Annotated in this window: 19 protein-coding genes; 3 read left to right on the top strand and 16 right to left on the bottom strand. The window is 61.3% G+C overall.

Features of this window, described 5'->3' with window-relative positions; translation table 11 throughout:
• Positions 1–32: 32 nt before the first annotated feature.
• The 8 genes from AC3IX1_RS26590 to betI all read right to left on the bottom strand — a co-directional run bounded on the left by AC3IX1_RS26590 (position 33) and on the right by betI (position 11,513).
• Complete coding sequence (locus AC3IX1_RS26590; protein WP_489386374.1) at positions 33–1,211, bottom strand: BaiN/RdsA family NAD(P)/FAD-dependent oxidoreductase; 1,179 nt, start codon at positions 1,209–1,211, stop codon at positions 33–35.
• Positions 1,212–1,364: 153 nt separating this feature from the next.
• Positions 1,365–2,702 (bottom strand): ATP-dependent RNA helicase DbpA, encoded by a 1,338-nt coding sequence (gene dbpA, locus AC3IX1_RS26585; protein ID WP_263287191.1) that lies wholly within the window; start codon positions 2,700–2,702, stop codon positions 1,365–1,367.
• Positions 2,703–2,807: 105 nt separating this feature from the next.
• Positions 2,808–4,235, bottom strand: a complete 1,428-nt coding sequence (gene mdtD, locus AC3IX1_RS26580) for a multidrug transporter subunit MdtD (protein ID WP_489386373.1) — start codon at positions 4,233–4,235, stop codon at positions 2,808–2,810.
• 189 nt (positions 4,236–4,424) lie between these two features.
• Positions 4,425–5,762, bottom strand: coding sequence for a TldD/PmbA family protein (locus tag AC3IX1_RS26575; protein ID WP_489386372.1), 1,338 nt, complete (start codon positions 5,760–5,762; stop codon positions 4,425–4,427).
• A complete protein-coding gene (locus tag AC3IX1_RS26570) occupies positions 5,762–7,204 on the bottom strand; it encodes a TldD/PmbA family protein (RefSeq protein ID WP_489386371.1) in 1,443 nt (480 codons plus the stop codon). The genes AC3IX1_RS26575 and AC3IX1_RS26570 overlap by 1 nt, the downstream gene beginning before the upstream one ends.
• Positions 7,205–7,470: 266 nt before the next feature.
• Entirely contained in the window at positions 7,471–9,171 is a 1,701-nt protein-coding gene (gene betA, locus AC3IX1_RS26565) for a choline dehydrogenase (RefSeq protein ID WP_489386370.1), read from the bottom strand.
• A gap of 214 nt (positions 9,172–9,385) precedes the next feature.
• Positions 9,386–10,858 (bottom strand): betaine-aldehyde dehydrogenase, encoded by a 1,473-nt coding sequence (gene betB / locus AC3IX1_RS26560; RefSeq protein WP_489386369.1) that lies wholly within the window; start codon positions 10,856–10,858, stop codon positions 9,386–9,388.
• 61 nt (positions 10,859–10,919) lie between these two features.
• Positions 10,920–11,513 carry a transcriptional regulator BetI gene (gene betI / locus AC3IX1_RS26555; protein WP_489386368.1) on the bottom strand — a complete coding sequence of 198 codons (594 nt, stop codon included), beginning with the start codon at positions 11,511–11,513 and terminating at the stop codon, positions 10,920–10,922.
• 380 nt (positions 11,514–11,893) lie between these two features.
• Between betI and AC3IX1_RS26550 the strand changes: the two genes are divergently transcribed.
• Positions 11,894–13,834 carry a BCCT family transporter gene (locus tag AC3IX1_RS26550; RefSeq protein ID WP_489388793.1) on the top strand — a complete coding sequence of 647 codons (1,941 nt, stop codon included), beginning with the start codon at positions 11,894–11,896 and terminating at the stop codon, positions 13,832–13,834.
• Positions 13,835–14,089: 255 nt separating this feature from the next.
• On the opposite strand, the gene choV is transcribed toward AC3IX1_RS26550, so the two are convergent.
• The 3 genes from choV to AC3IX1_RS26535 form a co-directional block, all read right to left on the bottom strand.
• A complete protein-coding gene (choV, locus tag AC3IX1_RS26545) occupies positions 14,090–15,268 on the bottom strand; it encodes a choline ABC transporter ATP-binding protein (RefSeq protein ID WP_489386367.1) in 1,179 nt (392 codons plus the stop codon).
• Entirely contained in the window at positions 15,265–16,110 is an 846-nt protein-coding gene (gene choW, locus AC3IX1_RS26540; RefSeq protein ID WP_095944879.1) for a choline ABC transporter permease subunit, read from the bottom strand. Before choW ends, choV begins: the two co-directional genes overlap by 4 nt.
• 66 nt (positions 16,111–16,176) lie before the next feature.
• Complete coding sequence (locus AC3IX1_RS26535) at positions 16,177–17,121, bottom strand: choline ABC transporter substrate-binding protein (protein ID WP_150701680.1); 945 nt, start codon at positions 17,119–17,121, stop codon at positions 16,177–16,179.
• Between the two features lie 435 nt (positions 17,122–17,556).
• Here AC3IX1_RS26535 and AC3IX1_RS26530 point away from each other — a divergent pair, with 435 nt between their 5' ends.
• Together AC3IX1_RS26530 and gbdR are read left to right on the top strand one after the other, a co-directional pair.
• The gene (locus tag AC3IX1_RS26530; RefSeq protein WP_489386366.1) at positions 17,557–18,933 is read left to right on the top strand and encodes an L-serine ammonia-lyase; all 1,377 of its coding nucleotides are present in this window, start codon (positions 17,557–17,559) and stop codon (positions 18,931–18,933) included.
• 550 nt (positions 18,934–19,483) lie between these two features.
• Positions 19,484–20,587 carry a choline metabolism transcriptional regulator GbdR gene (gene gbdR, locus AC3IX1_RS26525; protein ID WP_007975492.1) on the top strand — a complete coding sequence of 368 codons (1,104 nt, stop codon included), beginning with the start codon at positions 19,484–19,486 and terminating at the stop codon, positions 20,585–20,587.
• A 92-nt stretch (positions 20,588–20,679) separates the two neighbouring features.
• Here the strand turns inward: gbdR and AC3IX1_RS26520 are convergent, their stop codons facing one another.
• The 5 genes from AC3IX1_RS26520 to cdhC form a co-directional block, all read right to left on the bottom strand.
• On the bottom strand, positions 20,680–20,946 hold the full coding sequence (locus AC3IX1_RS26520) for a hypothetical protein (RefSeq protein WP_489353663.1): 267 nt from the start codon (positions 20,944–20,946) through the stop codon (positions 20,680–20,682).
• 323 nt (positions 20,947–21,269) lie between these two features.
• Positions 21,270–22,433, bottom strand: a complete 1,164-nt coding sequence (locus tag AC3IX1_RS26515; RefSeq protein WP_489386365.1) for a gamma-butyrobetaine dioxygenase — start codon at positions 22,431–22,433, stop codon at positions 21,270–21,272.
• Between the two features lie 13 nt (positions 22,434–22,446).
• Positions 22,447–22,923: a thioesterase family protein gene (locus tag AC3IX1_RS26510; RefSeq protein WP_489386364.1), complete on the bottom strand. Its 477-nt coding sequence runs from the start codon at positions 22,921–22,923 to the stop codon at positions 22,447–22,449.
• A gap of 135 nt (positions 22,924–23,058) precedes the next feature.
• The gene (locus AC3IX1_RS26505; protein ID WP_489386363.1) at positions 23,059–24,024 is read right to left on the bottom strand and encodes an L-carnitine dehydrogenase; all 966 of its coding nucleotides are present in this window, start codon (positions 24,022–24,024) and stop codon (positions 23,059–23,061) included.
• 52 nt (positions 24,025–24,076) lie between these two features.
• Complete coding sequence (cdhC, locus tag AC3IX1_RS26500; protein WP_008048151.1) at positions 24,077–24,964, bottom strand: 3-dehydrocarnitine:acetyl-CoA trimethylamine transferase CdhC; 888 nt, start codon at positions 24,962–24,964, stop codon at positions 24,077–24,079.
• Positions 24,965–25,029 lie beyond the last annotated feature (65 nt).

Raw genomic sequence — 25,029 nt, 5'->3', positions numbered from 1 at the left:
TCGCTCCCACAGGGGTTGTGTAGATTTTTGAATCAGACGTACTGCGCAGCCGCGTAGCCCGATGCCCAGGCCCACTGGAAGTTGAACCCGCCCAGATGCCCGGTCACGTCCAGCACTTCGCCGATGAAGTACAGCCCCGGGCTTTTCAGCGATTCCATGGTCTTGGACGACACTTCATTGGTGTTGACGCCGCCCAGGGTCACCTCGGCGGTGCGATAGCCTTCGGTGCCGGCGGGCACGACTTTCCAGCTCGCCAGCTTTTCCGCGATATCGGCCAGTTCCGCGTGGGTGTACTGCTTCATCGGTTTGGAGACGAACCAGTTGTCCGCCAGCAGGTTGGCCATCTTCTTGGTGAAGATTTCACCGAGCAGGGTTTTCAACTCGCTGTTGGGGCGTTCGGCCTGTTGCTGTTGCAGCCAGTCCGGCACGTCGTGATCCGGCAGCAGGTTGATCTCGACGGTATCGCCGGATTCCCAGAACGACGAGATCTGCAAAATCGCCGGGCCGCTGAGGCCGCGGTGGGTGAACAGGATGTTCTCGCGAAAGCTCTGGTCGTTGCAGCTCACCAGGCAATCCACCGATGTACCGGACAACTCGGTGCACAAGGCCTTGAGCTGATCGGTGATGGTGAACGGCACCAGACCGGCGCGGGTCGGCAGCAGCTCATGGCCAAACTGCCTGGCGACCTGGTAACCGAAACCGGTGGCGCCCAGGGTCGGGATCGACAGGCCGCCGGTGGCGATCACCAGGGATTCGCAGGTGATTTGGTCGAGTGTCGTGTCCAGCAGGTAGCCGCTTTCGAGCTTCTCGATGGTCTGGATCGAGGTGTCCAGGTGCAGGCTGACGCCGACCTGATCGCACTCGTTGAGCAGCATTTCGAGGATGTCGCTGGATTTGTTATCGCAGAACAGCTGGCCGAGTTTTTTCTCGTGGTATGGCACGCCGTGCTTGGCCACCATGCCGATGAAATCCCACTGGGTGTAACGGGCCAGGGCGGATTTGCAGAAATGCGCGTTCTGTGAGAGGAAATTGCTCGGTTCTGTGTACATGTTGGTGAAATTGCAGCGGCCACCGCCCGACATCAGGATTTTCTTGCCGGCCTTGTTGGCATGATCGAGCAGCAGCACCTTGCGCCCGCGCCCGGCGGCGGCCAATGCACACATCAACCCTGCGGCGCCAGCGCCAATGATCACGACTTCGGTAGAGCGCAAAACGGTGTCCTCACGGTGTTTCACCACAAAACTAACTGTAGGAGCGAGCCTGCTCGCGATGGACGTCAACGATAACGCTGGCAGCCTGGCTCAACGCGGTGAGCTCAGGTTTTTCGCGAGCAGGCTCGCTCCTACAGGGGAAGTGCGTTGTTCTTACAGGATGCGAACGCGCAACGAACGGCCCTTGATCTTGCCGTCGTTCAAACGCTGCAAGGCCTGCTTGGCGACGCCGCGCTCCACGGCCACATAGGCCTGGAAGTCGAAAATCGCGATCTTGCCAACCTGGGCACCGGGGATGCCGGCGTCACCGGTCAGTGCGCCAAGAATGTCGCCCGGACGAACCTTGTCCTTGCGGCCGGCAGCGATGCACAGGGTGCTCATCTGCGGCAACAGCGGGCCACCACCCTTGGAGGTGAGGTTGTCCACCTGGTCCCAGGTCAATGGTGTCTTCTGCAATTGCTCGATAGCCTGGGCGCGCTGCGCTTCGGACGGCGCCACCAGGCTGATCGCGAGGCCTTTCTCACCGGCGCGGCCAGTACGGCCGACGCGGTGAATGTGGATTTCCGAATCACGGGCCAACTCGACGTTGATCACCATGTCCAGGGAATCGATATCGAGGCCGCGCGCAGCGACATCGGTCGCCACCAGTACCGAAGTACTGCGGTTGGCGAACATCGCCAGTACCTGGTCGCGGTCGCGCTGTTCCAGATCGCCGTGCAGGCCGACGGCGGAAATGCCTTTGGTCGTCAGGTGGTCGACGGTTTCCTGAACCTGCTGCTTGGTGTAGCAGAAGGCCACGCAGGACGCCGGGCGGAAGTGGCCAAGGACCTTGGTCACCGCACTCATGCGGTCATCCGGGGAAATCTCGTAGAAGCGCTGCTCGATCTGCGTGTCGTCGTGGAACGCCTCGGCCTTCACCTGCTGCGGGTTGCGCATGAACTTCGAGGCCAACTGCTTGATGCCTACCGGGTAGGTGGCGGAGAACAGCAGGGTCTGGCGACGCTCCGGGGCCTGCATGATGATTTCTTCGATGGAATCGTAGAAACCCATGTCGAGCATGCGGTCGGCTTCGTCGAGGATCAGGGTGTTCAGGCCGTGGAGTACCAGCGAACCCTTGCGCAGGTGCTGCTGGATGCGTCCCGGGGTGCCGACGATGATGTGCGCGCCGTGTTCCAGCGAAGCGATCTGCGGGCCGAGGGACACGCCGCCACACAGGGTCAGGACCTTGATGTTGTCTTCGGCACGGGCCAGGCGACGGATTTCCTTGGCGACCTGGTCGGCCAACTCGCGGGTCGGGCACAGTATCAGCGCCTGGCAACCGAAGTAACGCGGATTGATCGGGTTCAGCAGGCCGATGCCGAAGGCGGCGGTCTTGCCGCTGCCGGTCTTGGCCTGGGCGATCAGGTCCATCCCCTTGAGGATCACCGGCAAGCTTTGCGCCTGGATCGGCGTCATCTGGGCATAACCGAGGGAGTCGAGGTTAGCCAGCATGGCGGCGGACAGCGGCAAAGTATTAAATTCGGTGGCGATGGTGGTCACGGGACTGGCCTGCAAAACAAAATGTCGCGCAGTGTACCAGTCCAGTGGCCATTCGCCCTAAGGCTCTATGTGTTCTTCCGGACGCTTAACTCGCCGTCCGTCATTTTTTGACAGTTGCGAGAAGATCGTAGCAGCCAGCATCGCCATGATTCCCACGGTCACGAAGGTCAATTGGAATGCCCCCAGGACCGTGTCCACGCCATCATTGCCAATCTCCGCCGTGAACCCGCCGAGCAATGCACCGGCGCACGCAACGCCCAGGCTCAGGGACAATTGCGCGACCACCGACAGCAGGCTGTTGCCGCTGCTGGCGCTGGCGTCGTCGAGGTCGATCAGGGTCACGGTGTTCATCGCGGTGAACTGCAAGGAGTTGATCGCACCAAGGATCGCCAGCTGGCACAGCAGCAGCCAGTACGGCGTTTGCTCGCTGACCAGGCCCATGCTCGCCAGCATGATCCCCAGCGCCAGGGTGTTGCCGGTGAGCACGATGCGGTAACCCAGACGCTCGATCAGCGGTCGCGCCACCCACTTGGCGATCATCGCCGCCGCCGCCAGGGGCAGCATGCTCATCCCCGCCTGGGACGGCGAATAGCCCAGCGCCACTTGCAGCAGCAGCGGCACCAGAAAGGGTAGGGCGCCGCTGCCGAGACGGGCGAACAGGTTGCCGAGAATGCCCACGGCAAAGGTCCGGGTCTTGAACAGCGACGGCGCAAACAACGGGTTTTCGATATGCCCGGCGCGCAGCCAATACGCGGCGAGGCAAGCCATGCCGCCGAACAGCAGCAACATTACCCGCAAATGCGGCAGGTGTAGTTCGCCGAGCCCTTCCATGGCGATGGTAATCAGAATCATCGCCGCGCCGAACAGCACGAAACCCAGGCTATCGAAGCGCGTGCGCTCGGAACCGCGCAGGTCGGGGATGAATTTCCACACGGCATAGCAACCGACCAGCCCCACCGGCAGGTTGATCAGGAAGATCCAGTGCCAGGTCAGGTATTGCACCATCCAGCCGCCCATCGTTGGGCCGATCAACGGGCCAAGCAGCCCGGGAATGGTGATGAAGCCCATGATCCTGACCAGTTCCGAGCGCGGGTAGGCGCGCAACACCACCAGACGCCCGACCGGCAACATCAACGCGCCGCCCAGGCCCTGGATCACCCGGGCGCCGATCAGCAGGCTCAAGCTGGTCGACAGCGCGCAGAGCAACGAACCAAGGCTGAACAGCAGAATGGCGCCGAAGAAGATTTTCCTGGTGCCGAAGCGATCGGCGATCCAGCCCGAAGCGGGAATCAGCAAGGCGACCGTGAGCATGTAGGCGATGATCACGCCCTGCATACGCAACGGGTCTTCGGCCAGGTCACGGGCCATGGCCGGCAGGGCAGTGTTGAGAATCGTCCCGTCGAGGGACTGCATGAAGAAGGCAATGGCGACGACCCACGGCACCCAACGGGCGGTGACAGCGTCGAGAGGTGGGCGGTTGGGCATGGGACCTCAATTGGGTTGGCAAGGACCATTGTGGCGAGGGGGCTTGCCCCCGTTGGACTGCGAAGCAGTCCCAGCTCAGCAAATGCGTTTCGCCAGAAAACACGCATTCGCTGGATTTACGACGGCTTCGCCGCCGAACGGGGGCAAGCCCCCTCGCCACAAGTTTCCCGGTATACCGGGATTTTGTGTTTACAACGTAAGAGTCAATCGGTTTACGAGCGCCCCCGGCAACAACGCCGACGCCGTCGCCCGCTGGCTATAGGTACTCGCCGACAGCAACAACTCGCGCTCCTCGGTCAACGCTTCCAGCTGCGAACCGAGCAGGCTGTAAGCACTGTCATCGAAGCGCATGGTGCTGACCGGTGCCTGGATCTCGCCGTTCTCGACCCAGAACGTGGCAAAGCGGGTCATGCCGGTCAGGCGTGCGGCCGGTTGGTCCGAGAAGTTCAGGTACCACAGGTTGCTGATGTACAACCCCGTGCCCAGTTGCTTGAGGATGTCCGCGTCAGGCAATGCCCCGGCTTTCATGTTCAGCGCGCTCGGTGATTCACCGCCGCTGGCGCCATTGGCGGTCAAGCCGTATTCCGCGGCGCTGCGCGAGCTGACCAGTCGTGCCCCGGCCTTGCCGTCGACGATCAACCCCAGATCGCTGCGCGGATAACCTTCATCGGAAAACGCCGGGCTCAGCGAACCGCTGACTTTTTCATCCAGTGAGACCAGCGGGCTGAACGCGCTGTCGCCTCCGTAGAGCTTTTGCAGCGGGCTGCTTTTGCTGGCGATCGACTGTGCCGAGAAACCACCCCAGCACAGCATGCCCATGATTTCTTCCAGCGCCGCCGGTGCCAAGTAGGCGCGGTATTGGCCGGGCGGCAAAGTGCGTAGCGGCCGGCCCAGAAACTCAAGCTGCTCGCGGGCTTGCTGGAAGCGTCTGGCAAAGCCTTCGCTGTTCCAGTCGTGCCCGGCGTAGCTGGCTTTCACGGCCTGGCCGTTCTCGTGGAACAGGCTGAAGTCGAAGTTGAAACTGTTCGCCTGATGCCAGCCGAAGGCGCCCGAAGAACTGGCGAAGCCACGACTGATCGGGCCGGCAGCGTAGAAACCGACAAGATCCAGGCCTTCGGCGGCCTGGGTAATTTGCGCGACCACCTGTTCGGTGTCCGGCAGCGGATGCGACTGCACGTTGTTGCTCTGCCAGCCATTGTGGTTGAGCAGCAGGTACGGGTCCGGAGGTAGCAGCGGCAAGGTGTCACGCAGCTGTTGCAGACCTTCGCTCAGGCGCTGCGCATCCACCTGCGGATCGCCGGCCAGGGTGATGTGCAGGTCGGCATGGCGGCCTTCGTTGATCAGCTTCAGGCCGATACTCGCCTGCTGAACCTGACCGGCCTGACGCACCTTGGCGTGGTTGAAACGCACGAAAGCCGACGATTCGGCGGCGTAGCTGAGGGTGAACTGCTCGGGCTCGTGCAGCGCTTCACGCAAGCTGTTGACCAGCGCCTTGAACGACGCGGACTGGCTGATTGAAGGATTCATCAGGCGTCTCCTCCGAATACATCAACGTTGCTGAACACACAGGCCGGTGACGCGTGGCCGACGCGGATCACCTGGTTCGGTTCACCCTTGCCGCAGTTCGGCGTGCCGAGGACCTTGAGGGTACTGGCATCGCCGACGGCGCTGAGGCTTTTCCAGAACTGCGCGGAGATGCCCCTGTAATTGGGATTCTTCACCACGCCCTTGAGTTCGCCGTTTTCGATAATTTGGCCCCATTCGCAGCCAAACTGGAATTTGTTGCGGGCATCGTCGATCGACCATGAACGGTTGGTCGACATCAGCACGCCGTGTTCGATGCCGCCGATCAGTTGTTCGATGGACTGATCGCCCGGCTCGATGTTGAGGTTGGCCATGCGGTCGATGGGTGGGCGATTCCAGCCGCAGGCGCGGCTGTTGGCGACGCCTTCCATGCCCGCACGGAATTGCGACAACGCACCGCCCAGCGGGCGCAGCAGCAGGCCCTCACGGATCAGGAACTGTTTGCTGGCGGGCGTGCCGTCGTCGTCATGGCCGTAGCTGGCGAGCTCCTCGGGGATGTCCGGGTCGAAGGTCACGTTGAGCAGGCCGGAACCGTATTGCAGGTGGCCGAAATCACTGGCTTTGACGAAACTGGTGCCGGCGTAATTGCGCTCGTCGCCGAGGATGCGGTCCAGCTCCAGCGGATGGCCGATGGACTCGTGGATTTGCAGCATCATCTGGTCGGGCATCAGCAGCAGGTCACGCTTGCCTTGCGGGGTGTTCGGCGCCAGGAGCAATTGCAGGGCCTGATCGGCCACCTGGGCACCGGCACCGATCAGGCCGCAGCGGCCGATGACGTCCGCCGCACCTTGCTGGCCGAAGTTCTCACGGCCAAGGCTGCGGGTCTGGCTGTCGTTGCCGTCGTACGCCGTGACGTCCAGACCAGGGTACACAAAACGTTGGGCCTGGCGCAGTTCGGCACCGGCACTGTTGAGGTAAATCTGCTCGACGTGGGTGATGCCGAGGCTGACCTGCCAGTTTACCAGGCGCTCGTCCTTGGGCACGGCGGCCGACTCGGTGCCGAGCAACTGGTAGCAGTCGCTCAAGGACGGAAATGCCTGGTCGAGGTTGGGTGAAAAGTAATCGGCGCGGTCACTGGAAACAGCCTGCTCGCGCAGGTCCAGCAAGGCGTGGGGCTTGAGTCGACGGGCCTGGAGTTCGGCGCGTTCGAGGGCGGCCTGCAGGCCCTGTTGCGACAGGTCGTTGGTGGCCGCATAGGCCTCGACGCCATTGACCCGCACGGTCAGCATCGCCCCTTCGTCACGGCTCAGGCTCGGCGGTTCGGCGACGTTCTTGCGCACCGACAGGTACTGCCCGGACTCGCGCACATAACGCAGGGAAAAGAATTCAGCACCCGTGCGCAAGGCAGCGAAGCGCTGCTTGAGCTGGGGGTAGAAATCGAACATTCGTGAACCTCCTGGGTATGGAGTGGCGATGGCGCGGTGTTGCGAGGGGAGGGGTGAAACGATTGCGTGGCGCTAGATTAGGCCTGCGAGGGGGGGAGGATCAAGGGTGGAGCGGTCTAGAGCGGAGATACTTTGGGAGGGGTGGTGTCTGGTCGGGCCTCATCGCGAGCAGGCTCGCTCCTACATTCAACCGCATTCCCATGAGGGAGTGCGATCAACTGTAGGAGCGAGCCTGCTCGCGATTGGCCGTGACGCGGTGTAAAGCCTTACGCCGTCTGGCTCAATTCCCGCATCGGCTTGCCCTTCACCGGCGCTTCACCGGCCACATAGTATGTGGCGGTGCTGCGCGGCAACGGCTTGCGGCCACGGATCTTGTCGGCGATTTTCTCGGCCATCATGATCGTTGGGGCATTGAGGTTGCCGGTGGTGATGATCGGCATGATCGACGCATCGACCACGCGCAGGCCTTGCATGCCATGCACGCGACCTTCGCCATCGACCACGGCCATGTCGTCGGTGCCCATCTTGCACGAGCAGGACGGGTGGAACGCGGTTTCGGCGTGTTCGCGGATGAACTTGTCCAGTTGCTCATCGCTCTGCACGTCGATACCCGGGCTGATTTCGCGACCACGGAAGGCGTCCAGTGCAGGTTGCTGCATGATTTCCCGGGTCAGACGGATGCCGTCGCGGAACTCCTGCCAGTCCTGCTCGGTGGCCATGTAGTTGAACAGGATGCTCGGGTGCTGGCGCGGGTCCTTGGACTTGGCCTGGATGCGCCCGCGGCTTGGCGAACGCATGGAGCCCATGTGCGCCTGGAAACCGTGCTCTTTCACACCGTTGCTGCCGTTGTAGTTAATCGCTACCGGCAGGAAATGGTACTGGATGTTCGGCCATTCGAATTCCGGACGGGTACGGATGAAGCCGCCGGCTTCGAACTGGTTGCTGGCACCGATGCCGGTGCCGTTGAACAGCCACTCGGCACCGATGGCCGGCTGGTTGTACCAGAGCAGCGACGGGTACAGCGAAACCGGTTGGGTGCAAGCGTATTGCAGGTACAGCTCAAGGTGATCCTGCAGGTTTTCACCGACGCCCGGCAGGTCGTGGACCACCGGAATGTCGAGCTTGTTCAGCAGCTCGGCCGGGCCGACGCCGGAGCGTTGCAGGATCTGCGGCGAAGCGATGGCGCCGGAGCACAGCAGCACTTCCTTGCGCGCCTTGACCTCAACGCGCTCTTCAGCGGCGCCGACCAGGTAACGCACGCCGACCGCACGCTTGCCTTCGAACAGAATCTTGTCGGTCAGGGCGTGGGTGACGATGGTCAGGGTCGAACGCTTCTTGGCGACGTCCAGGTAACCACGGGCGGTGGAGGCACGACGACCTTTCGGGGTCACGGTGCGGTCCATCGGGCCGAAGCCTTCCTGCTGGTAGCCGTTCAAGTCTTCGGTGCGCGGGTAACCGGCCTGCACGCCGGCTTCAACCATGGCGTGGAACAGCGGGTTGTTGCCGGCTTTCGGCGTGGTCACGCTGACCGGGCCGTCGCCGCCGTGGTAGTCGTTCGGGCCGATGTCGCGGGTTTCCGCTTTACGGAAATACGGCAGGCAGTCCAGGTACGACCAGTCTTCCAGGCCTGGCAGTTTCGCCCAGCCGTCGTAGTCCATGGCGTTGCCGCGGATGTAGCACATGCCGTTGATCAGCGAGGAACCGCCCAGGCCCTTGCCGCGACCGCATTCCATGCGACGACCGTCCATGTGTGGCTCAGCATCGGTTTCGTAGGCCCAGTTGTAACGACGGCCTTGCAGCGGGAACGCCAAAGCGGCCGGCATCTGCGTGCGGAAGTCGAAACGGTAGTCCGGGCCGCCCGCTTCGAGCAGCAGGACGGTGACGCCTGCGTCTTCGGTCAGACGGGTCGCCAGGGTGTTACCGGCCGAGCCGGCACCGATGATGATGTAGTCGAATTCTTGGGACATTGAATGCACCCTCTTTGAAGTTGGTCAGGTCGCGGTCGCCTTGACGCCGGGTAACTGTGGCGAGGGGGCTTGCCCCCGTTCGGCTGCGCAGCAGTCGTAAAATCAGCGACTGCGTTTTATCTGAAAGCATGCAGCGCCTGGATGGGGCTGCTTCGCAGCCCAACGGGGGCAAGCCCCCTCGCCACAATGGCGTTCACTCCAGAGCGCGTGCGGATCAGAACACCGAGACGTAATCGCCCAGCTCGACCTGTACCGATTTGATGCGGGTGAAGTTGTTCAGCGAGCTGATGCCGTTCTCACGGCCGACACCGGACTGCTTGTAGCCGCCAACCGGCATCTTCGCGTCGGACTCGCCCCAGGCGTTGATCCAGCAGATACCGGCTTCCAGCTGATGAATCACGCGGTGGGCGCGGTTCAGGTCGCGGGTGACGATACCGGCGGCCAGGCCGAAGTCGGTGTCGTTGGCGCGGCGGATCACTTCTTCTTCGGTTTCGTAGGACAGGATCGCCATCACCGGGCCAAAGATTTCTTCACGCACGATGGTCATGTCGTCGGTGCAGTCGGTGAACACGGTCGGCGCCACGAACGCACCCTTGGCGAATTCGCCGTCGGTCAGGCGCTCACCGCCGCACAGCAGGCGGGCACCTTCTTCCTTGCCCTTGGCGATGTAGCCCAGCACACTTTCCATGTGCGCAAAGCTGACCAGCGGACCGAAGTTGGTGTTTTCGTCTTCCGGGTTGCCGATGCGGATGCGTGCAACGCGCTCAGCGATCTTGGCTTCGAAAGCGGTTTTCAGGTGGGCCGGAACGAACACACGAGTGCCGTTGGTGCAAACCTGACCGGAGCTGTAGAAGTTGGCCATCATCGCGGTGTCGGCGGCGCGATCGAGGTCGGCGTCGTCGCAGATGATCAGCGGCGACTTGCCACCCAGTTCCATGGTCACGTCCTTGAGCGAAGAGCTCGAAGCGCTGGCCATGACTTTCTTGCCGGTGTCGGTGCCGCCGGTGAACGAGACTTTCTCGATGCGCGGGTGCTCGGTCAGCCAGGTGCCGACTTCGCGGCCGCTGCCGGTCAGGACGTTGAACACGCCGTTTGGCACGCCGGCTTCGGTGTAGATCTCGGCCAGTTTCAGGGTGGTCAGCGAGGTGACTTCGCTTGGCTTGAAGATCATCGCGTTACCGGCCGCCAGGGCGGGTGCGGATTTCCACAGGGCGATCTGGATCGGGTAGTTCCACGCGCCGATACCGGCCACGACGCCCAGCGGTTCGCGACGGGTGTAGACGAACGAAGTGGTGCGCAGCGGAATCTGCTCGCCTTCGATGGCCGGTACCAGGCCTGCGTAGTACTCCAGCACGTCAGCGCCGGTGACGATGTCGACGTAGCGGGTTTCGGAGTAGGCCTTGCCGGTGTCCAGGGTTTCCAGAGCGGCCAGTTCGTCGTTGCGCTCGCGCAGGATTTCCACGGCACGACGCAGGATGCGCGAACGCTCCATGGCGGTCATGGCGGCCCAGATTTTCTGGCCCTTTTCGGCGCTCACCACAGCGCGTTCGACGTCTGACTGGGTCGCACGTTGCACTTTTGCGAGGACTTCACCGTTAGCCGGGTTGATGGCTTCGAAAGTGGCGTCGCTGCTGGCGTCGCTGTACGCGCCATCGATGTAGAGTTTTTGCAGTTCGAAACGGGCCATAAAGTCCTCGCAAGAGCATTAAGTGGCTGGCGCGTTCGGTGGTTGAGCGTTTATGTGTGCTCTAACTCACCCGCTTGGCCAGTTGGGTATCCATGTATTCGTAAGCAATCTGTTGCGCCTGCCCGGTGTCGAAAGCATCTCCCGACAGCGCGCCGCGCAACCACAAACCGTCGATCAACGCTGCCAGGCCTCGGGCGGCACTGCGCGCATCATTGAGCGGCAGCACGCGGCGGAACTGGCAGCACAGGTTGGAATACAGGCGGTGATCGTTGATCCGCTGCAACCTGTGCAAAGACGGCTGGTGCATGCTGGTGGCCCAGAAGGCCAGCCAGGTTTTCATTGCCGGGCCATTGACCTGGCTGGCGTCGAAGTTGCCTTCGATGATCACCTGCAGATGTGCCCTCGGGCTGTCATCTGTCAGCGCCTGTCGGCGCAGGGTGACGTTCTCGCTCAGAACGGTCATCAGGTACCCCATGGTGGCGGCAATCAGGCCGTTCTTGTCCTGAAAGTAGTGACTGATGATGCCATTCGAGACACCGGCCAAACGGGCGATCAGCGCAATGCTGGCGTCCCCCATTCCGACCTGATCGACGGCCTGCAAAGTGGCTTCGATCAATTGCTGGCGGCGGATGGGTTGCATACCGACCTTGGGCATCTTGCACATCTCCTTAGGCCTTCCGGTGGACGTACGACGGCTACCGGGTTGAAGGCCAGTCTATTTTGTTTTGATTGAACGTTCAATCAACAAAGAATAAGATCTGCGACAAATCGTCGCTGTCTGTGAATTTTCCTACGTGTAGCGGCGGAAAAAATGACTTCCGAAACTGCTCGAAACCTACGCGCTGCGGCGCTCCAGGGGTTTCGGGCTTTTTTCGGGCTGTCTTTATATCACCCGCTGGTCGGCTGCCCACTAACCGATTGGTCGGGTAACTCGTTTGCCTTGCGTTCTTCTCTCGCACTGCCCGGAGCATCTGTGCCATGAGTTCTGCCTCGCTAATAAAGACCCCACCCGAGAAGGTGACGGTCAACGGTTGGGTGTTCTACACCTCTACCGCGTTGATTCTGTTGTTGACCGCCATTCTGATCATCGCCCCGCAAGAGGCCGGCAGAGTGCTGGGTATGGCGCAAGCCTGGTTGTCCCGCAGCTTCGGCTGGTACTACATGGTGGTGATCGCCGCCTACCTGATTTTTGTCGTCGGCCTGGCGTTTTCGTCCTACGGCAAACTGAAACTGGGCAGCAAGGACGACACCCCGGACTTCAGCTACGGTGCCTGGGCGGGGATGCTGTTCTCCTCGGGTATCGGCATCTCGCTGCTGTATTTCGGTGCTTCGGAGCCGCTGGACCACTATTTCAACCCGCCGGAAGGCGTGGCCGGCAGCAACCTTGCCGCCCGTCAGGCCGTGCAGTTGACCTTCCTGCACTGGGGCCTGCACGGCTGGGCGATTTACGCATTGGTCGGTCTGGCCGTTGCCTACTTTGCTTACCGTCATAACCAGCCGCTGGCGTTGCGTTCGGCGTTGTATCCGCTGGTGGGTGAGCGTTGGGTCAAGGGCGCGGCCGGGCATGCGGTGGACGGCTTCGGCATGTTCGTGACCCTGCTGGGGCTGGTGACCAACCTGGGGATTGGTTCGCTGCAAGTGTCGTCGGGGCTGGAAAACCTGTTCGGCATGGAACACAGCAACACCAACCTGCTGATCGTGATCATCGTGATGAGCACCGTGGCGACCATCGCCGCAGTGTCGGGCGTGGAAAACGGCATCCGCCGTCTGTCCAACCTCAACATCGTGCTGTTCAGCGGTCTGTTGATTTTCGTCCTGTTGTTCGGCCCGACCTTGCACCTGCTCAACGGCTTCGTGCAGAACGTCGGTGACTACCTGAATGGCGTGGTGCTGAAGACTTTCGACCTCTATGTGTACGAAGGCGACAGTGAGAAGTCCGACCGCTGGCTGGGCCTGTGGACCCTGTTCTACTGGGCCTGGTGGATTTCCTGGGCGCCATTCGTGGGCATGTTCATTGCGCGTATTTCCCGTGGTCGCAGCGTGCGCGAACTGGTAGCCGGCGTGCTGCTGATTCCGCTGGGCTTCACCCTGGCGTGGTTGTCGATCTTCGGTAACTCGGCTTTGGACCTGGTGATGAACCATGGGGCGGTGGAGCTCGGGAAGACGGCGCTGGAACAGCCGTCCATGGCGATCTACCAGTTGCTTGAGCATTACCCAGCGTCGAAGATTGTGATCGGCGTGTCGATCTTTGTCGGTTTCGTGCTGTTCCTGACCCCGGCGGACTCCGGCGCGGTGATGATGGCCAACCTTTCGTGCAAGGGCGGCAACGTCGACGAAGACGCGCCTCACTGGCTGCGGATCTTCTGGTCGGCGGTGATCACCCTGGTGACCATCGGCCTGCTGTTCGCCGGCAACTTCGAAGCCATGCAAACCATGGTGGTGCTGGCCGGTCTGCCGTTCTCGGTGGTGCTGGTGTTCTTCATGTTCGGCTTGCACAAGGCCATGCGCCAGGACGTGCAGATCGAACAGGAGCAAGCGGAACTGGCGGCACGCGGTCGTCGTGGTTTCAGCGAGCGCTTGACCCAACTGGATCTGCAACCGAGCCAGTCGGTGGTGCAGCGCTTCATGGACAAGCACGTGAGCCCTGCGCTGGAAGATGCGACGGCGCAAATGCGTGCTCAAGGCCTGCAAGTGCAGACACTGCTGGGCAAGTCCAAGCGCTGCATGGGCGTACGGGTGGAGATGGAAGAGGGCAACCCTTTCGTCTACGAAGTGAGCCTGGACGGCTACCTGGCCACACCGACCGAGTCGGCGCAGTCCGATGAGGCGCGTCAGCGTTACTACCGTGCCGAGGTGTACCTGCACAACGGCAGCCAGGACTACGACTTGATGGGCTTCACCCAGGATCAGATCACCCGTGACGTGCTCGATCAGTTTGAAAGCCATCGGCAGCTCCTTGGCCGGGTTTATAGCTGAGTTGTGAAGGGGTTGCGGTGCAGTGAATGCACCGCAGTTCTAATTGTGGCGAGGGGGCTTGCCCCCGTTGGGTTGCGCAGCGACCCCAAACCCAGACTCTGCAGTAGTTCAGATAAACCGCATTATCCGGATTTACGACGGCTGCGCCGCCGAACGGGGGCAAGCCCCCTCGCCACAGGGCTCTCTGTTTGCAGCTGTATTTCTGCACTAACAAAAACGCCGCGATTATCTCGCGGCGTTTTTGTGTCTGTTGCCTTACCCCAGGTTCTTGCCGAGCAGTGCGTGATACAGCTCGCTGTCGCCAAGAATCCCCACTACATGGTTGTTATCGTGCAGCACCAGTTTGTTGCCGGTCTGATAACGAATCTGCAGCGCGTCGCGCATGCCGATGCTGGAGTCCACCAGAGTCGGCTTGCGTTCCAGGCCTTCGACGGCTTGCCCTGGCATCCAGTTCTGCAGGTCCATGTTCGAGCCGTTCTTGCGTGCGCCTTTGATAGTGTTGCCTTCGGCAAGGTCCAGCCACGAATCGCCGCCCGGATCGAGGCACACCGAACCGTTGATGCGCTTGCAGTTGTCCAGGGAGCGCATCAGGCTGCGGCCGCACAGCACGTTCAGCGGGTTGGTGTGGGCTACGAAGGTCCGCACGTAGTCGTCCGCAGGGTTGAGGACGATTTCTTCCGGTTTGCTGTACTGAATGATCCGGCCGTCTTTCATGATCGCGATGCGACTGCCCAGTTTCAGGGCCTCGTCGAGGTCGTGGCTGACGAACACGATGGTCTTGTGCAGCTTGCGTTGCAGTTCCAGCAGTTCGTCTTGCAGGCCCTGGCGGATCAGCGGGTCGAGTGCCGAGAACGGTTCGTCCATCAGCAGAATGTCGGCGTCCATCGCCAGCGCACGGGCCAGGCCCACACGTTGTTGCATACCACCGGACAGCTCGTTGGGTTTCTTGTTGCGCCACTGGGTCAGGCCCACCAGCTCAAGCTTGTCGTCCACCAGTTTGCGCCGTTCCTTCTCGGGACGACCTTGCATCTCCAGGCCGAAGCTGATGTTCTCGCGCACCGTCAGCCAAGGCATCAGGGCGAACTTCTGGAACACCATCGCGATGCGCTTGGTGCGCATCATTTTCAGTTCTGCCGGCGTGCACGAGGCAATGTCGATCTGCTTGCCTTCGTGCTCGACGAACAGCTTGCCGCGGCTGACGGTGTTGAGGCCGTTGATGCAGCGCAGCAGGCTGGACTTGCCGGAGCCGGACAGGCCCATCAGTACGCAGATTTCACCTTTTTCGACATCCAGGCTGGCCTTTTCGACCCCCACGATCTGCCCGGTCTTTTTCAGGATCTCGTTGCGGGTCATGCCCTGATCCAGCAGCTTGAGTGCCTCGCGTGGATCCTTGGAGAAGATAACGTCTACGTTTTCGAAGCGGATTATGCTCATGCGTCACCCCCTACTTTGGCGTCGGGTTGTTTGCAGATACGGTCGAGCATGATCGCCAGCAGTACGATCGCCAGGCCTGCTTCGAAGCCCAGGGCGATATCAGCTGTATTCAGTGCGTTGACCACCGGTTTGCCCAGGCCATCGGCGCCCACCAGTGCCGCAATCACCACCATCGAAAGGGACAGCATGATGCACTGGGTGATACCGGCCGCGATGCTTGGCATGGCGTGGGGCAGTTCGATTCGCGAGAGCAGCTGGCGTCGCGAGCAGCCAAAGGCCTTGCCGGCGTCCATCAATTCTTCCGGAACATCGCGGATACCCAGGTAGGTCAGGCGGATGGGCGCGGCAATCGCGAACACCACCGTGGAGATCAGGCCCGGGACCACACCCAGCCCGAAGAGGGTGAGGGTAGGAATGAGGTACACGAAGGTCGGTACGGTCTGCATCAGATCGAGTACCGGACGCATTAAAGTATAGAACATCGGCTTGTGCGCGGCGACGATGCCCAGCGGCACGCCGATGACCACGCAGACCAGGGTGGCGAACAGCACCTGGGCGAGGGTTTCCATGGTTTCCTGCCAGTACCCCAGATTGAGGATCAGCAGGAAGGAAGCAACGACAAAGGCGGTCAGGCCCCATTTGCGCTGGATGAAGTGGGCGAGCAGTGCGATCAGGCCGATCAATGCCAGCGGGTTGAACCAGGTCAGCGCAAACGTCACGCCGTGGATCATCGTTTCCAGTGTCACGGCGATGGCGTCGAAGGTGTTGGCGCCGTGTTGCGTCAACCATTCAACGAAGCCTGCGATGTACTGGCCTAGGGGTATTTTCTGATCAATCAGCATGGTAGTGAACGTCCGCATGCAAGGAAATAAACAGCCCGGGCAGGCGAACCTGCCCGGCATAAACGATTACTGCAGTTTGGCTTTCACGGCCTCCAGGCCAGGTTTACCGTCAATGGTGGTCACGCCAGCGAGCCAGGTATCGAGCACCTGTGGATTCTTTTTCAGCCAGGCCTTGGCGGCCGCGTCAGGCTTCATCTTGTCGTCCAGGATGTTGCCCATCAGTTCACTTTCCATGTCGACGGTGAACTCCAGGTTCTTCAGCAACTGGCCGACGTTGCTGCACTCCTGCGCATAACCCTTGCGGGTGTTGGTCGCCACGGTGGCGGCACCGAAGTCCGGGCCGAAGAAGTCATCACCACCGGTCAGGTATTGAATCTTGAAGCGCTTGTTCATCGGGTGCGGCGCCCAGCCGAGGAACACCACGGCAGTGTCGCGTTTCTGCGCGCGGTCGACCTGCGACAGCATGCCGGCTTCGGAGGATTCGACGACTTTGAAACCGGCGGTCTTCAGGCCGAAGGCATCCTTGTCGATCATGCTCTGGATCAGACGATTGCCGTCGTTGCCAGGCTCGATGCCGTAGATCTTGCCGTCGAGCTCTTTCTTGAATTTGGCGATGTCGGCGAAGTCATGCAGGCCCTTGTCGTACAGCGCCTGAGGAACGGCGAGGGTGTACTTGGCGCCCTTGAGGTTGGTGCGCACGGTTTCCACGGTGCCGGCATCGCGGTAGGCCTTGATGTCGTTTTCCATGGTCGGCATCCAGTTGCCCAGGAACACGTCCATGTTCTTGCCGTCGGCCAGGGACTTGTAGGTCACGGGCACGGAAATCATGGTGGTCTTGGTCTTGTAGCCGAGGGCGTTGAGCACGACGCTGGTGGTCGCGGTAGTCGCGGTGATGTCGGTCCAGCCGACATCGGAGAAGTTTACGGTACTGCACTGCGCCGGTTCTGCGGCTTGCGCCAGAACCGGCAGACTAAGCATGGCGGCCAACAACAACGACGGGGAACCTTTCATGGATGGACTCCTTGGTGTTTTTTTTGGCAGTGTTCCGACTGGACCACCGCACTTATAGGTTGCGGTTGGATGGCGTTCTGGAGACAGCTCTACCACGGCGCCTTGCAATCGAGTCGATATGATCATGTACCAGTGAAAATCTGACGCCTACAGGGTGCGTCGTATCCAGTACAGGGATGGTCGCATCCAGTGTCGGTGACGTCGTTTACAGATTTTTTCAGCCCCTTTTTCCCCGCTGAACCGCAAAAAAACGGCGAAAACACGGCGTAAAAGACACGCGGCGCTGGTGGGCATGAGTGCGTCGGTTAGAGACGTCGAACAACTGGATAAAAGCTTGATGATGCGGTCATCTCGGCGGATTGCAGCTTGAGCGTAGCAGCTCCGTCACCGTGCGCTTTTGCGTGCGCAGTGGGCCCATCCAGGAGTTCGGCAGTAATGGCTATCAGTGTTTTCGACCTGTTCAAAATCGGCATCGGTCCTTCCAGTTCACACACAGTGGGGCCCATGCGGGCGGCGGCTTTGTTTGTGCAGGACTTGCGTGAGCGCGGGTTGCTGGAGCAGGTGCGGCGTGTCGAAGTCCAGCTGTTCGGCTCGTTGTCGGCCACCGGTATCGGCCACGGCAGCGACAATGCCGTGATCATGGGCTTGATGGGCGAGTGGCCGGATGCGATCGATCCGTCGCAAATCGGCATTCGTATCGCCACCCTGCGCGAGACCGATACGCTGTTGCTCGACGGTCGCTTGCCGGTGCCCTTCATCTGGGCCCGGGACATGCGCCTGATCGACGAGAACCTGCCATTCCACCCCAACGCCATGACCCTGATTGTCGAGGGTGATGACGGTGAGTTGCATCGCGACACCTACTATTCGGTCGGCGGCGGTTTTGTCGTCGATGAGACTCAGGCCTCCAGCGGTGTCGTCGACCTCGACCGCACTGTGTTGCCTTATGACTTTTCCAGTGCGGCCGAGCTGCTGGAACTGTGTAAAAAGCACAATCTGCGCGTAGCTGAACTAATGATGGCTAACGAGAAGGTCTGGCGCAGCGAAGAGGAAATCCGTAGCGGCCTGATGAAGCTCTGGCGCGCCATGCAGGATTGCGTCGAACAGGGCCTCAAACACGAAGGCATCCTGCCCGGCGGGCTGAACGTGCGCCGCCGCGCGGCCAAGCTGCATCGCAGCCTGCAGGAACTGAACAAACCCAACGTGATCGGCTCGACCTTGAGCGCCATGGAATGGGTCAACCTGTTCGCCCTGGCGGTCAACGAAGAAAACGCCGCCGGCGGGCGCATGGTCACGGCGCCGACCAACGGCGCGGCGGGGATCATTCCGGCGGTGCTGCACTATTTCATGAAATTCAGCGAGGCCGTGACCGACGCCAATGTCGTCGACTACTTCCTCGGCGCGGCGGCGGTGGGCATCCTGTGCAAGAAAAACGCTTCGATCTCCGGTGCCGAAGTCGGTTGCCAGGGTGAAGTCGGTTCGGCCTGCGCCATGGCGGCGGCGGGGCTGGCGGAAATTCTTGGCGCCACGCCAGAGCAACTGTGCAACGCGGCGGAGATCGGTCTGGAACACAACCTCGGCCTGACCTGCGACCCGGTGGGTGGATTGGTCCAGGTGCCGTGCATCGAGCGCAACGCGATTGCCGCGGTGAAAGCAATCAACGCCGCGCAAATGGCTTTGCGCGGTGATGGCCAGCACTTTATTTCGCTGGATCGGGTGATCCGCACCATGCGCGATACCGGTGCCGATATGCATGACAAATATAAGGAGACATCGCGGGGTGGGTTGGCGGTCAGTGCAGTGGAGTGCTGAGACCGAGTCGCCCCTGTGGCGAGGGGGCTTGTCGGACCGCCGCACCGCCCCGTTGGGTCGCGAAGCGGCCCTAAGATTTTTACGACTGCTTCGCAGCCGAACGGGGGCAAGCCCCCTCGCCACGGACCAGTCAAAACTGCGCGCTAAGTGAACACCAGCTCGAAAACGCGCCACCTTTTAGCGCGTCGCTCACAGATAAATCGTTTTGCCACCGATCGAGGGCCAACCGGCCTTCGACCGCTCGTCACCCGTGCCTGCGGTGACACTCCTTTCCATCGCGGCGCAACGCCGTTCCCACAAGTGCTACCGAATTGCTCACAGCTTGTGGGCCGGGGCGCTTGCCAGTCCTGATGGCCATTTAAATCCCCTGCCTTGCAAGACATAGATAGACACATTCCGACGTCGTTTTCAGGAGTTATTGAACGCGCATTCAAAAATAGGCATGGCAATTGCTCTGTCATTACAAAGCCCGTCTCCCACGCGAGAACGATGGCAATAAAAAGAGCCTCCGCCTGAGGCCATCACCCGCTTTGTGTGAGGAGATACCGCGATGACGACGTTCAACTCCGGGGCCCAACCCCAGAACCGTGCGCCTCAATCCATCGGCTTTCTGCTGCTGGACAATTTCACGCTGATTTCTCTGGCCTCCGCAGTGGAACCCCTGCGCATGGCCAACCAGTTGTCCGGTCGCGAGCTGTATCGCTGGACCACCCTCACCGTCGACGGCGGCCAGGTCTGGGCCAGTGACGGCCTGCAGATCACCCCCGACGCCTCCATGCACAAAGCCCCGCCAATGGACACCGTCATCGTCTGCGGCGGTATCGGCATCCAGCGCACTGTTACCCGCGAACACGTGTCATGGCTGCAAAGCCAGGCCCGCCAGTCCCGCCGCCTCGGCGCGGTGTGCACCGGCAGCTGGGCCCTGGCCTGCGCCGGCCTGCTCGACGGTTTTGATTGCAGCGTGCACTGGGAATGCCTGGCGGCGATGCAGGAAGCTTTCCCGCGTGTTGCGATGAGCACTCGCTTGTTCACCCTCGACCGTAACCGTTTCACCAGCTCCGGCGGCACCGCGCCGCTGGACATGATGCTGCACTTGATCAGCCGCGATCACGGTCGTGAGCTGTCGGCGGCCATTTCGGAAATGTTCGTCTACGAGCGTATCCGCAACGAGCAGGATCACCAGCGTGTGCCGCTCAAGCACATGCTCGGCACCAACCAGCCGAAGTTGCAGGAAATCGTCGCGTTGATGGAAGCCAACCTCGAAGAGCCGATCGACCTGGACGAACTGGCGGTGTATGTCGCGGTGTCCCGTCGTCAGCTCGAGCGGTTGTTCCAGAAATACCTGCATTGCTCGCCGTCGCGTTACTACCTCAAGCTGCGCCTGATCCGTGCGCGCCAGCTGCTCAAGCAAACGCCGATGTCGATCATCGAAGTGGCGTCGGTGTGCGGGTTTGTGTCCACGCCGCACTTCTCCAAGTGCTACCGCGAATACTTCGGCATTCCGCCGCGTGACGAGCGCGTAGGATCCAACACCACCCAGCAAGTAGCGATGATGCCGCTGCCACAAGCACTGGTGCTGTCGCCGTTGTCCGGGCCGTTGTCGGCGCTGAGCCAGGCGCGCAATGAGTCGACGTTTGCCAGTGTAAGGCTCTAAACCGGGTCGACTTCATTCGCGAGCAGGCTCGCTCCCACATTTGATCTGTGTTGTTCACAGAACCAGTGTGGGAGCCTGCTCGCGAAGGCGTTTTATCGGGCGGTGTGGTTTTGCTGGTACTCCGACAACGCCGGCAGCAATTGTTTGTCGATGGCCTGGCGCACTGCCGGCAGGATCGTCGCGCTGCTGGTGTACATCTCCTTGACCATCTTGCGAAGTTCATACGCTCGGGCATCGTCCAAGCCCCTTACCACGCATTCGCAAGCCTGCTCGGCGGTGGCTCCACTGGGCACGTTGAAGCCCAACGACTTGAGCTGGCCCAACAGGTCTTCCTGGTCTATCAAATCGGCGTGCATCATGACGCAATCCTTCTTCAGGGAACGGTGTCGTGGTTCGATTCTGGTAGGGGTGCCGGGTGTCGGCAAGGACGAATTGTCGCAATGGCTCAATTGGTTATGAACATGTCGTTTTCGGCTAACCCGGCGCGCGGGGGAGTGGGCACACTGGACTCAGCTCGCTTCACGAAGGTTTGGTCACCCTCGCATCGCAGCTCCTCAACAGTACCCTCTGCCTCGATCCTGTCACGGCTTGATCGGGGCTTTTTTTGCCTGTGATTCAGTGGGTTTTGTGTTGATTGATATACCGCCTTCGCGAGCAAGCCCGCGAAGAACGATGACGCGGTTTAACGTTGTAACACGAGGATCCGCGACAACAACTCATCCCGGTCCACATAGCAGCCCTGGAAGTGCCGCGCCCCGGTGGCGGGGTCGAAGGCGTTGCGGGCGTGCAGGGTGCGGCGGTTGTCAAAGCACCACAGCTCCCCGGGATTGAGCCGCTGCATCAACCTGAATCGAGGCTCGCGGGTCATTGCGATAAAGCGCCGGTAGGCGTGATAGAGCTTGGGCATCTGTTCTACCGAGGCATCGAACGGCCCGCGCAGAAAGTTCGCCATGCGGATTTCCGATACCTGCCCCAACGCATCCAAGGCGATGATCGGCGCGAGACAGCGGTAGTCGCTGTGGCGGTCCTTGTTGCGAAACTCCACGGGGATTTCGCAGAGGCTTTTGAAGGATTCGGGGTCTTCCCGGCGCAAGGCGTCGGCGATGGCAAACCCGTCGACAAAAATGCTCTCGCCACCCTCGGCGTCGTTGACCAGGCAATGCAAAAATTGCAGTCCCGGTTGCAACTCCCGGGTCGGCAGATCGCTGTGCAGCGGCAGGTTGAAAGCGGTGTAGGCGTTGCTGTCGGCGTCGGCCCTGGATTGCACGTTGAACAGCACGCCGAAATTGCTCTCGCGGATGAAGGAAATCCGTTGGGCAATCAGCTTCAGAGAACCGGGCTCGGTGGGCACTCCACGGACTTGGGTCAATCCGGTATCCCGTACCGCCAACAGCCATTGCAACAGAGCGTCGTTATCCGTCATCAGTGCTTGATATTCGAATACCGGCAGCTGCAAATCGCTGTGCCAGAGCCTGGCTTTCGGCTTGCGTGCCTGACGCTCGGCGCGGGACTCGTCGTCATAGGCGTGGGCGCGTAGCCAGCCGGGGTCGAAGCGGCTTGAGTGGCCGTCCTGCCAATCAACCGTCAAACAGCCTTCGCCGTCGATGCTTGTGTTATCGGGTATCAGATCTGGAGCCACATCGACGATTTCCAGCACTTGCTCGCGGGTCACGGTGTAGACGCACTGCGGGCACGGGCAATTGTCCCGCAGCCATTGATGGTGGAAAGGGCTGACGCGATCGTCGGCCCACTTCACCAGAACACGGTCTGCCAGGGTCTGCACACCAGTCAGCGGGCTGATCAACGGATAGGTACGAAAGTCGGCAAATGCAGCGGCGGTGTTCATGGCGATCTCCTTGTTATTTTTTTGTGGGCAATGCGATCACTCGGCCAATGTACTCGGGCGTTGGCAGGTCTGCCTGTTCGGCGACGACGGCTTGCAGCCGGCTCAAGGACAGTTCGCTGAACGGCGCCGAACGCGGTCCGGCGAGGTCGACGTGCAGCAGTATCTGTTCGTTGCCGGCAAGCTCCTGGGCTTCACCAACCAGATGCAGGCTGTGATAGAGGTGCACGCGCTTGCTGTCGTGGGCAATGATTTGGGTGTGCACTTCGACTTGGGCGTCGAGCTTCACTTCGTGCAGGTAATTGAGGTGCAATTCGAGGGTGAACAGCGAATTGCCGCTGGCTTCGCGGCTGTTGCTGTCCAGGCCCAGGCGATCCATCAGTGCATCGGTGGCGTAGCTGAAAATCAGCAGGTAGAAGGCGTCGCGCAGGTGGCCGTTGTAGTCGACCCAGTCGGGGATGATGGTGGTTTGGTAGGTGGTGAGGGTGGGCATGATGTTAGTTCCAACATTGATGGTGACTGGGCTGCCGCTATCGCGAGCAGGCTCGCTCCTACATTGGAATGCATTCCCCTGTAGGAGCGAGCCTGCTCGCGATGGGGCCAGTGCTGCTGGCCCCAAAGTCTGGGTTTACTCGCTGAAAGCCATCCCATGCTTCTCTTTGGTGGTCTTCACCGCCTCCAGCACCGCCAGCAGGCAGTCATCACGATAGCGCTCCAGCGCCGAAATGCTGTGTTTACCCAGTTGATCGCTGGTGCCATCGACCACGTCGTCGATCAGTTTGTCGGTCAGTTCCGGCGCCGGCAAGTAAGTCCACGGCAATTGCAACGCCGGGCCGAACTGTGCCATGAAGTGGCGCATGCCGGCATCGCCACCGGCCAGGGTGTAGGTCAGGAAGGTGCCCATGAACGACCAGCGCAAGCCCGCGCCGAAGCGGATGGCATCGTCGATTTCGCCGGTGGTCGCCACGCCGTCGTTGACCAGGTGCAGCGCTTCACGCCACAGCGCTTCGAGCAGGCGGTCGGCGATGAAACCCGGTACTTCCTTGCGCACATGTAGCGGGCGCATCCCCAGGGATTCATAGACCTTCATGGCCGCTTGCACTGCTTCAGGGGCGGTGTTTTTGCCGCCGACGACTTCGACCAACGGCAGCAGATAAACCGGGTTGAACGGATGCCCGACCACGCAGCGTTCCGGGTGTGTGGCGCTCTCGTAGAACTCGCTCGGCAACAGGCCGGAAGTGCTGGAACCGATCAGCGCATTGGGCTTGGCCGCCGCGCTGATTTTGCTGTGCAGGTCCAGTTTCAGCTCCAGCCGCTCCGGGGCGCTTTCCTGGATGAAATCGGCATCGCGCACGCACTCTTCGATGGTCGCGACAAAGCGCAGGCGATCCTGCGATGCACCCGGCGCCAGTCCTTGTTTCTCCAGCGCGCCCCAGGCATTGGCGACGCGTTTGCGCAGGGTGGCTTCAGCGCCGGGCGCCGGGTCCCAGGCCACTACATCCAGGCCATGGGCGAGGGCGCGGGACACCCAGCCGCTGCCGATGACACCACTGCCCAGCGCTGCGAAGGTTTTGATTTCGGTGATAAAGCTCATGGCGACTTCCTGAATTTGGCTCGGAAAAAACTTGGGGAAAAATGTGTAAGGGTCAACCGCGCTTGGTCAGGCCCATTTTTGCCCGGCCTTCAGCCGGGGTCAGGACGCGGGCGCCGAGCCGGCTGAGGATTTCGCCAGCACGTTCGACCAGTTGGCCGTTGGTCGCCAGCACGCCCTTGTCCAGCCACAGGTTGTCTTCCAGCCCGACGCGCACGTTGCCGCCGAGCAACACCGCTTGCGCCGCCATCGGCATCTGCATGCGACCGATACCGAAGCCGGCCCAGACCGCGTCGGCCGGCAGGTTGTCGACCATGGCTTTCATGGTGGTGGTGTCCGCCGGCGCGCCCCAAGGGATGCCCAGGCACAGCTGGAACAACGGGTTGTCGAGCAGGCCTTCCTTGATCATCTGCTTGGCGAACCACAGGTGGCCGGTGTCGAAGATTTCCAGCTCGGCTTTCACGCCCAGCTCTTGGATGCGTTTGGCACCAGCGCGCAGCTGGGCCGGGGTGGAGACGTAAATGGTGTCGCCGTCGCCAAAGTTCAGGGTGCCGCAGTCGAGGGTGCAGATTTCCGGCAGCAGTTCTTCGACGTGGGCCAGGCGGGTCAGCGGGCCGACCAGGTCGGTATTCGGGCCGAACTCCATCGGGTTCTCGCCGGCACCGATCTCCAGGTCGCCGCCCATGCCGGCGGTGAGGTTGACGATGATGTCGACGTCCGCCTCGCGGATGCGCTCCATCACTTCGCGATACAGCGCCACGTCACGGCTGAACTTGCCGGTTTGCGGGTCACGCACATGGCAGTGAACCACGGTGGCGCCGGCCTTGGCGGCTTCCACGGCGGCAGCGGCGATCTGTTTCGGGGTGACCGGCACGTGTGGGCTCTTGGCGGTCGTGTCGCCAGCACCGGTGAGTGCGCAGGTGATGATGACGTCGTGGTTCATGAGGCGGTTCCTTACAGGCGGGTTTTTGGTTTTGGCCAGGCGTGATGGTTCCGTTCGCAGCCCGT

This window comes from Pseudomonas sp. KH_046_2 (assembly GCF_057838985.1).
This window is presented reverse-complemented; position numbering and strand designations above follow the sequence as displayed.